This window comes from Stenotrophomonas sp. S39 (assembly GCF_016624665.1).
Lineage (GTDB): Bacteria > Pseudomonadota > Gammaproteobacteria > Xanthomonadales > Xanthomonadaceae > Stenotrophomonas.
Genome location: NZ_JACVTT010000130.1, coordinates 1 through 8,823, shown reverse-complemented (window position 1 = coordinate 8,823; position 8,823 = coordinate 1). Strand labels below are relative to the sequence as shown.

General features: G+C 68.7%; 7 protein-coding genes. 1 reads left to right on the top strand and 6 read right to left on the bottom strand.

Annotated features, from left to right (window positions below; genetic code table 11):
- Positions 1 to 57 precede the first annotated feature (57 nt).
- Both IAE41_RS20775 and IAE41_RS20770 read right to left on the bottom strand, forming a co-directional pair.
- A complete protein-coding gene (locus IAE41_RS20775; protein WP_200734409.1) occupies positions 58 to 2,475 on the bottom strand; it encodes an EAL domain-containing protein in 2,418 nt (805 codons plus the stop codon).
- A 208-nt stretch (positions 2,476 to 2,683) separates the two neighbouring features.
- On the bottom strand, positions 2,684 to 4,630 hold the full coding sequence (locus tag IAE41_RS20770; protein ID WP_200734408.1) for a DEAD/DEAH box helicase: 1,947 nt from the start codon (positions 4,628 to 4,630) through the stop codon (positions 2,684 to 2,686).
- Positions 4,631 to 4,875: 245 nt separating this feature from the next.
- Between IAE41_RS20770 and IAE41_RS20765 the strand changes: the two genes are divergently transcribed.
- Positions 4,876 to 5,097: an RNA-binding S4 domain-containing protein gene (locus IAE41_RS20765; RefSeq protein ID WP_108760017.1), complete on the top strand. Its 222-nt coding sequence runs from the start codon at positions 4,876 to 4,878 to the stop codon at positions 5,095 to 5,097.
- Between the two features lie 19 nt (positions 5,098 to 5,116).
- Here the strand turns inward: IAE41_RS20765 and ubiM are convergent, their stop codons facing one another.
- The 4 genes from ubiM to IAE41_RS20745 all read right to left on the bottom strand — a co-directional run bounded on the left by ubiM (position 5,117) and on the right by IAE41_RS20745 (position 8,563).
- The gene (gene ubiM, locus IAE41_RS20760; RefSeq protein WP_200734407.1) at positions 5,117 to 6,295 is read right to left on the bottom strand and encodes a 5-demethoxyubiquinol-8 5-hydroxylase UbiM; all 1,179 of its coding nucleotides are present in this window, start codon (positions 6,293 to 6,295) and stop codon (positions 5,117 to 5,119) included.
- Between the two features lie 86 nt (positions 6,296 to 6,381).
- Positions 6,382 to 6,771, bottom strand: a complete 390-nt coding sequence (locus tag IAE41_RS20755) for an MAPEG family protein (RefSeq protein ID WP_079221217.1) — start codon at positions 6,769 to 6,771, stop codon at positions 6,382 to 6,384.
- Between the two features lie 12 nt (positions 6,772 to 6,783).
- A complete protein-coding gene (locus IAE41_RS20750; protein WP_200734406.1) occupies positions 6,784 to 7,338 on the bottom strand; it encodes a DUF4019 domain-containing protein in 555 nt (184 codons plus the stop codon).
- 58 nt (positions 7,339 to 7,396) lie between these two features.
- A complete protein-coding gene (locus IAE41_RS20745) occupies positions 7,397 to 8,563 on the bottom strand; it encodes a hypothetical protein (RefSeq protein WP_200734405.1) in 1,167 nt (388 codons plus the stop codon).
- Between the last annotated feature and the right edge of the window lie 260 nt (positions 8,564 to 8,823).

The window sequence follows — 8,823 nt, the reverse complement described above, 5'->3', positions numbered from 1 at the left end:
CCGGCCAGCGGCCGGCACTACCGCAGGTGCAGGGCTGCAAGCCCTGCCGAACACCCCCTACCCCTGCGGGCCCGGGGTACCCACCAGACGCACCGGCCGCTGGTTGGCCAGCGTCAACCGCTCCAGCGGCTGCGGCCGCTCGATGGCATAGCCCTGCAACCCATCCACGCCCATGTCGGCCAGCGTCTGCGCCACCTCCGCCGTCTCCACCCACTCGGCCACCACCTCCATCTGCAGCTCGCGACCCAGCTCACTGATCGCGCGCACCGTCGCCCGGCTCACCGCGTCGGTGTCCATGTCACGCACGAACGCGCCGTCGATCTTCAGGATGTCCGCCGGCAGCTGCCGCAGGTAACCGAACGAGGACAGGCCCGAGCCGAAGTCATCCAGCGCCATGCGGCAGCCGCGTGCCTTCACCGCGTCGATGAACGCACGCGCCTGGGTCAGGTTGCTGATCGCTGCCGTCTCGGTCACTTCAAAGCAGAGCTTGGCCGCCAGCGCGCGGTTGCGCTCCAGCAGATCGCAGACGAAGGCCAGGAAGCTCGGCTCGGCGATCGACTGCGCCGATACGTTGACGTTGCACAGGCCCAGCTGGCGCACGTGCGCCGGGCACACCTGCAGGTGGCGGAACAGCAGGCCAAGCACGTGGCGATCCAGCGCCACGGCCATGCCATAGCGCTCCACCGCCGGCATGAACTGCCCCGGCATGTGCAACGCACCGTCGGCATCGCGCATGCGTACCAGCACCTCGTAATGCAGGTAACCCGGATCGCCGACCTTGGCGATGCGCTGGGCATACAGCAGCATGCGGTTCTCGGCCATCGCCCGGCTTACCCGCTGCAGGCGCTCGGCTTCATGGCGGCGTTCGTCCAGCGCCAGGCGGTCCTCGTTGAAGCAGTGGACGCGGTTGCGGCCAGCCTGCTTGGCCGCATAGCAGGCGCTGTCGGCCGCGCTCATCAGCCAGTTCACGTCCGGTGCGTCGGCAGTCACTTCCACCACGCCGATGCTGCAGCTCAGCTGCGGGCTGCCTTCGCTGATCGGGAACGTTGCCTGGCCCAGGTTGCGGATCAGCCGCTGCAGTACGCGCTTGGCCTCGTCCTGGCTGGCGCGGCCGAGGAAGACTGCGAATTCGTCCGCACCCAGCCGCCCCACCCAGTCGCCATCGCGTACCGCGCCCACCAGGTATTCGGCGAACCCGCGCAGCATCTGGTCACCGGCGGCGTGGCCGAAGCTGTCGTTGACCAGCTTGAAGTGGTCCAGGTTGATGTAGCACAGCGCGTGCGTGCCGCCCTCGGAACGGACCTGCAGCAGCGCCCGCTCCAGCAACCGCTCGATCTCGCGGCGGTTGATCAGGCCGGTGAGCGGATCGTGGCTGGCATGGTGCTCGATCTCCCGGGCCAGCGCATGGTTCTGGCTGACATCCTCGATGATCGAAAACACCGACAGCCGGCCGCCAGCGCTGCGCACGCCGGTGCCGCTCCAGCGGCCCCAGACCAGGCTGCCGTCGCGGCGGCGGAAACGCAGTTCGCCCGGCCGCAGCTGGCGGTCCCAGTTGATCCGCCCGTCATCGTCCAGCACCAGTTCGCCTTCCATCAGCAGGTCGCCCAGGGCCATCTGCTGCAGCACATCGCGCCGGTAGTCGAGGATGTCCGCCATGGCCTGGTTGGCCTCCATCACCCGCCCGGCCGCATCCAGCTTCAGCATGCCCACGTTGGCCTGGTAGAAGGCAGCGCGGAATCGGCTCTCATGCTCGGTCAGGTCCTTGCCGACGCGCCGCGCCAGGGCCACCGCCATCAGGGTGATGGCCAGCACCGAGAAGCCGCCGACGATCAGCGTGGCAATGCGCACCGTATGCGCCATGCGCAGCAGGGCCTGGGAGAACGCCTCGGCCTGCGACTGCAGCTGCAGGTCCACGTCGTGCACGCGCTGCATGTAGCGGTCGCGCACGCTGGGCTGCTGCAGCGCTTCCGGCGGGACGTTCTCCAGTTCTTCGATCAGCGCCTGCATGGCCAGCAGGTGCGCGTCGGTCTGCCGCCACAGGCGGGTGGCTTCGCGGAACTCGCCCAGGTCGCGTGCGTAGCGGAAGGAAAAGATCAGCCGCGACACATCCGAACGCGCGTTGCCGCCGCGCAGGAAACCTTCGCGCGCTTGCACCACGTCCGGTTGCGGTTGTTCCAGCGCCAACCGCGCATGCAGATCGCCCAGCGGCACCTGCAGGGCGCGCCGGGCGTCCTCCAGGTCGTGCGCCGACCCCCGCGCCAGATAGCGGCTGAGCGCAGCGGTGGCATCCTGCTGGCCGCGCGACCAGTGCCCCTGGCCCGCAATCCAGGCGGTGGACGCCGCCTGCAGTTCCTGGATCAAGGCGGACAGGCCGACCAGTCCGATCGCCATGCCCGTCAACAATGCGAACCGCAGCCCCAGCCCACGGGTCATCGGCACCCGGTGCTGATGCTGCTCCTTGCCACCTCTACCCATCCCGGATCCCCCCGAATGTGCCGTGACAGCCTCCTTGTCCAACTATGCCAGCCTATGGACGGCGATGTGTGGACCATGCGAAACCGGGCGCGACGGTCGTGGGGGCGGGCGGGTTTGAACCGATTCAATTCCCCCGCTGCCGTTTCGGGCAGCGGAAACGAACAACGCCAGCCCGGAGGCTGGCGTTGTTCTGTCACATCACTGGGGATCAGTAGCTGCGCGGGCCGCGCGGCTTGAAGCCGTCACGACGCGGCGGGCGGCTGTCGCGGTCACCGCCGCGGTCGCCACCATGGCCGCCCGGGCCACCCGGACCACCACGACGCGGGCCACCCGGACCACCCGGGCCACGCTTGTCGAAGCGCGGCTTGAACGGACGCGGGGCGGGGTTGGTGTCTTCACCCGGGGCCAGCGCACGCATCTGCAGCTGCTGGCCGGACACCCAGACCTTCTGCAGGTGCGACAGGACGTCCGACGGCATCTGCGCCGGCAGGTCCAGCAGCGAGAAGTCGTCGTGGATGTCGATGCGGCCGATGAAGCGGCTTTCCAGGCCAGCTTCGTTGGCGATGGCGCCGACGATGTTGGCCGGCTTCACGCCATGCTGGTGGCCCACCGAGATGCGGTAGGTCTCCATGCCCTGCTCCGGCGCACCGCGCGGCGGAACGTCACGGCGCGGGCGCTGCTTGAAGCCACCCTCGCCGTCTTCACGGCGCGGGCCACGTTCGAAGCGCGGGCCACGCTCGTTGCGGTCGAAGCGGTCGCCGCGCTCCGGACGGTCGCCACGGTCGAAACGCTCACGCGGCGCACGCTCTTCCCGCGGGGCGCGCACCGGCGGCTGCAGCAGGAACGGGGTGTCACCCTGCAGCATCCTGGCCAGCGCAGCAGCCACTTCGATGGCCGGCACGTTCTGCTCGGTCTCGAAGCGTTCCAGCAGCTGGCGGTAGAAGTCCAGGCCGCCGGCACCGAGGGTTTCGCTGATGCGCGAGGTGAACTTGTTGATGCGGGTGTCGTTGACCGCTTCCACGCTCGGCAGCTGCATTTCTTCGATCGGCTGGCGGGTGGCGCGCTCGATCTGGCGCAGCATGCCCTTCTCGCGCGGGGTGGCGAACAGGATCGCCTCGCCGCTGCGGCCGGCACGGCCGGTACGGCCGATGCGGTGCACGTAGCTTTCGGTGTCGTACGGGATGTCATAGTTCAGCACGTGGCTGATGCGCTCCACGTCCAGGCCACGGGCAGCCACGTCGGTGGCGACCAGGATGTCCAGCTTGCCTTCCTTCAGCATGGCGATGGTGCGCTCACGCTGGGCCTGCTGCATGTCACCGTTGATGGCGGCAGCGGCCAGGCCACGGGCCTGCAGCTTGCTGGCCAGTTCCTCGGTGCCGGCCTTGGTACGCGCGAAGATGATCATCGCGTCGAACGGCTCGACTTCCAGGATGCGGGTCAGCGCCTCCAGCTTGTGCATGCCACTCACCCACCAGTAGCGCTGGCGGATGTTGGCCGAGGTGGTGGTCTTGGCCTGGATGGTGACTTCGACCGGATCCTGCAGGTAGGTCTGCGCGATGCGGCGGATCTGCGGCGGCATGGTGGCCGAGAACAGGGCCACCTGGCGCTGCTCCGGCAGCTTCTTCAGCACGGCTTCGACGTCGTCGATGAAGCCCATGCGCAGCATTTCGTCGGCTTCGTCCAGCACCAGGGTCTTCAGCTCGGACAGGTCCAGGGTGCTGCGGTCCAAGTGGTCGATCACGCGGCCGGGGGTACCGACCACGATGTGCACGCCGCGGCGCAGGGCCGACAGCTGCTGGCCGTACGGCTGGCCGCCGTACACAGGCAGCACGCGGAAGCCCGGGATCTTCGACGAATAGGACTGGAACGCCTCGGCGACCTGGATGGCCAGTTCGCGGGTCGGCGCCAGGATCAGGGCCTGGGGCTTGATCTGCTGCAGGTCGATGTTGGACAGTACCGGCAGTGCGAACGCTGCGGTCTTGCCGGTACCGGTCTGGGCCTGGCCCAGCACGTCGCGGCCTTCCAGCATCGCCGGGATGGTGGCAGCCTGGATCGGCGACGGGGTTTCGTAGCCGATGGCGGTGACCGCCTGCATCACGGGCTCGGACAGGCCGAGCTGCGCGAACTGCAGCTGCGCTTGGGAATCTTGGGACATGGGGAACTCCAAAGGCACGGCCATCTGCATGGCAGTGCGATAAAAAAGGGATGGTCCGCGCTTTGGGCGCCCTTCTTATCGCGTGCCCTGGCGCTGCTCGGTCGGAGGAGATTTCACTCACTCAGAGCGGAATGATACCGCACTCTTCCTGAACCATGCGTACAGGAAACCATTCGCATCCCCTTCCGGGCCGCGCTGGCGCACAATACGCGCCCTTCCCGCCCCCTCTCCAGGACACCCACACCATGCAGATCCTCGAATTCGACCTCGACGGCGACTACGTCGAGCTCAAGCAGCTGCTCAAGCTGGCCGACCTGGTCACCAGCGGCGGCGAGGCCAAGATGGTCATCAGCGAGGGCCAGGTCCTGGTCGACGGCGAAGTCGAGCTGCGCAAGGCCTGCAAGATCCGCGCAGGCCAGGTGGTTGAATTCGCCGACAGCCAGATCCGCGTGCTGGCCGCCAGCTGAGCCTGGGGGCCAGGCCCGTTCAGGCCACCCGCTGGGTGAGGTGCGAGGCGATCAGCTGCCGGAACGGCGCCACGCCCTGCGCCACCCGCAGCCCGGCCGCCCGCAGCAGGCGTGCCGGCCGGCGGTCGTCGGTGTACAGGCTGGCAATGGCGTTGGTGGCCTCGTACAGCGGCCGCGACGCCAGACGGTGGCCGCGCTGGTAGGTGGCCAGCATGCCGGCCGCGGCGATGTCCGCGCCCCGCCGTTGCTGCGCCAGGATGCCCTGCGCCAACCGCTGTGCGCTGGCCAGGCCCAGGTTGAACCCATGCGCGGTGACCGGGTGCATGCCCACTGCGGCATCACCGATCAGCGCACAACGCTCGCCGACGAAGCGGTGTGCGTACACCCCCACCAGCGGATAGGCCTGCGGCGTGGCCACCGGCTGCATCTGCCCCAGACGGTGCTCGAAGCACGCGGTGATGGCCTCGCCAAAGCCCACCTCGTCCATCGCCAGCAGTGCCTCGATCTGCCGCGGCGGCAACGTGATGACCGCCGACGCCTGGCCTTCGTTGAGCGGCAGCAGCGCCATCGTGCGGCCATAGCCGAACCACTCCCACGCAGTGTGGTGGTGATCGCGCTCGACCTGCATGCGGCAGACCAGCATCGACTTGCCGAAGTCGCGCATCTGCGCACCGATGCCGAGCATGCGGCGGGTAGTGGAAAAACGGCTGTCGGCGGCGACCAGCAGGCGGGCATGCAGCTCGCTGCCGTCATCCAGCTTGACCACGTGGCCCTGCGCGTCGGCCTGCACGGCCAGCACCTTGCGCCCATCGAACAGTTCCAGCCCGTCCTGGCCCTGCACCGCCTCCCAGGCCGCGCGGCGGATCAGGTGGTTGGGCACAAGCCAGCCCAGCGGCTGGCCATCGACCTGGCCAATGGCGAAGGTCAGCGCGAACGGCGAACCGCCGTTCATCACCCGCGCATCGCGCAGCTCGGCAATCTCGGCGTCGGGCAGGCGCTGCCACAGGCCCAGCTGTTCCAGGCTTTGCCGGGAGGCATGGGTCAGGGCGATCTCGCGGCCGTCGAAGGCGGCCTGCGCCAGCGCCTGCCGCGGCTGCACCTCGACCAGCCCGACCTGCAGGCCACTGCCGGCCAGCGCACGCGCGAAGCACAGGCCCGCCGGGCCGGCACCGACCACCACTACGTCCATCCTGCGCATAAGCGCCTCCTGCCGTTGATCCAGTCGCGCCCAGCATAGCGCCAGGCGCATGACTGGCCTTGATCTGGATCAGGCCCGCGCGCGTATCACAGCAGTGCGAACACCAGCTTGAGCACCGCCACGATCGAGACCACCCAGACCAGGCTGCGCACGTAAGGCACGCCGGCAGCATACAGCGGCAGGTAGACCACGCGCGCCCAGAAATAGACCTGCGCCGCCAGCACCGTGGTATCCGTGCTGCGCCCGGCCACCACCACCGCGATCGCGGCGGCGGCGAAGAACGGGAACGTCTCGAAGAAATTGGCCTGCGCCCGCTTCAGCCTTCCCGCCAGCGGGCTCAGTGGCACGTCGGGCGCATCACGCGCCGACGCGTTCCACTTCATCCCGCGCTCGCGCGTGACCACGGCCGATGCCGCGAAGATGTGCACGAAGCCCAGCAGCATCGCCCACGCCAGCAGTGTCAGCTCGGTGGCCATCGAGGTTCTCCGTCAGGGCGCGGACGCGCGCAGGCTGTAACCGGCCAGGCGCCAGGTCTGGTCTTCGTCGAAGCGGAAAGACACCAGTTCGCGCACCGGCTGCGTGCTGTTGGCGAAACGGGTCGGGAAGCTGACATTGATGTACAGCCCCTCCGGCACCGCAGCACCGGCGGCGTACTTGACCCGGGTGATGGTGGGTTGGCCACGTCCGTTCATCGCGCCCAGGCGCGTGCGGTCGGCCGCAAGCTGGCTGACGAACGCCGCCTTGGGCACCGCGCGGCGGGCCACGGCCGACGCGCCATCCCACAACTCGCCGGCACGGTTGCTGTCGACCAGTTGCGCAGCCATCAGTGCCGCAGCGCTCATGTCGGCATCCTGCTTCTGCACCTGTGCCTGCTGCGCAGCGGTGAGGACCGGCGCAGCCGTGGCCGGCTTGGCGGCTGCCGCTGCGGCAGGTGCCGGGCGCGCCGGAGCCGGCGCGGGCGTGGCCGGCGCGGGGGCCTGTGCCAGCGCGGTCATCGGCAGCAGGGACAACAGCAGGAACTTCGGCAAACGCACGCGCTTCATGGACACCGCCGGTTCTAGGGTAAGAACCGCAGTCTACTTCAGCCCGGTGAGTACGCTGTCAGCGCGCGGGTGCGCTGGCTTCCACCGTCGCGGCATCGCCCTGCGCGGCCGGTGCAGCACCCTCGCCCGCCGGCTGCTCGGCCACCGGCGGCTTCTCCGGCGGCGCCGGCGGCATGGTCGCCACGTCGATTTCCGAGAGCGGGCTTTCTTCCGGGCACACCTCATCGGGGAAACCGAAGCGCTGCTTCAGCGCCTGGCCGCAGCTGTTGATCGATTCCATGTCCGCGCCTTCGCGCTTGCACTGCTGGTCGAAGGCCACCAGGAAGGCATCCTTGCGCTGCACGAAATCATCGCCGCAGGCGCGCATCTGCTTGATCCGCTCCAGGTCGTCCTGCACCGCATTGGTGCCGTCCAGCCCGTACTGGCGCAGCTCGTCGGGGGTGAGCAGGCGCAGGCTGCGGTTGGGCACGGTCATCATCAGGTCGGCCACGCCCACCGCAACGCCGTTGCGCTGCAGGTAATCCTTCACGTTGTCGTAGACCTCGTGCAGCTCGCGGTTGAGCTCGGCGCGCGAGGTGGCCTTGGAGCTGATGCGCATCATCCGGTGGATGCCGACCTTGCCCGACAGCAACCGGTTGTCACCCGCCGCCAGCACGAACACACAGGCGCTGTGGCAGATGGAGCCCTCGCGCACCCAGATGGTCCAGCCCGACTCACCGATGCTGTCGCCGGCCACGATGGCCGATTCGACCTGGCCACCACTGGAATCCAGATCGAGGATGCGCTTGTGGATCTTCAGCGCGTCGGCCACCACGGCCAGCCGCCACATCATTTCGGCGAAACCGGGATTGATCTTGCCCTGGTAGCGCACGCGCAGCAGCCCGCGCTCGACGCAGGGCTGCAGGGCCTGCTGGACCTGCTCGCGCTGCAGGCCTTCCAGTTCGATGCCATCGCCGCCGTCAGCGGCATAGTCGGTGCCACAGCTGACCCAGGCCTTGCCGTTCTCCAGCTGCGCCTGCGGCCACGGCCGATCGGCACGGCTGCGTGGCGGCGCCACCGGCGGCGGCGGTGCATCGGCCGCATTGATGGAGACCATGTTCTCGCCATCACTGGCCGGCGCCCGCGTCGCCTTGTCGGCGGCGGTCACGTTGCCAGGGTTCTCCAGCTTGCTGCAGCCCGCCAGGGCCAGGCACAACAGGGGCAACCAGCGGAATCTGACGGACATCGGGCAACCGGTTTTCATGGAAACGAGGCCCCCAGTCTACCCGCCCCCGGCGCGTATTCAGCGCACGCCACTGAACCCCTTCTGACCCTGGGGAAAGCGTGTCGACCAACGGTCGACACCTACCGACAGCAAAAGCGTGCCGACCAACGGTCGGCACCCACCAAAAGCTGCTGGCACCAACAGCCACCGGCCAACTGTCAGAGGTGGGGCGGTGTGGGTGGGCAGGACCGTTGGCGCCATGGATGGCGCCATCGAGCCCC

Excerpts from the sequence above, each read along its gene's own strand:
- IAE41_RS20775 (WP_200734409.1), bottom strand. The coding sequence starts at position 2,475 with ATGGGTAGAGGTGGCAAGGAGCAGCATCAGCACCGGGTGCCGATGACC.
- IAE41_RS20770 (WP_200734408.1), bottom strand. The coding sequence starts at position 4,630 with ATGTCCCAAGATTCCCAAGCGCAGCTGCAGTTCGCGCAGCTCGGCCTG.
- IAE41_RS20765 (WP_108760017.1), top strand. The coding sequence starts at position 4,876 with ATGCAGATCCTCGAATTCGACCTCGACGGCGACTACGTCGAGCTCAAG.
- ubiM (WP_200734407.1), bottom strand. The coding sequence starts at position 6,295 with ATGCGCAGGATGGACGTAGTGGTGGTCGGTGCCGGCCCGGCGGGCCTG.
- IAE41_RS20755 (WP_079221217.1), bottom strand. The coding sequence starts at position 6,771 with ATGGCCACCGAGCTGACACTGCTGGCGTGGGCGATGCTGCTGGGCTTC.
- IAE41_RS20750 (WP_200734406.1), bottom strand. The coding sequence starts at position 7,338 with ATGAAGCGCGTGCGTTTGCCGAAGTTCCTGCTGTTGTCCCTGCTGCCG.
- IAE41_RS20745 (WP_200734405.1), bottom strand. The coding sequence starts at position 8,563 with ATGTCCGTCAGATTCCGCTGGTTGCCCCTGTTGTGCCTGGCCCTGGCG.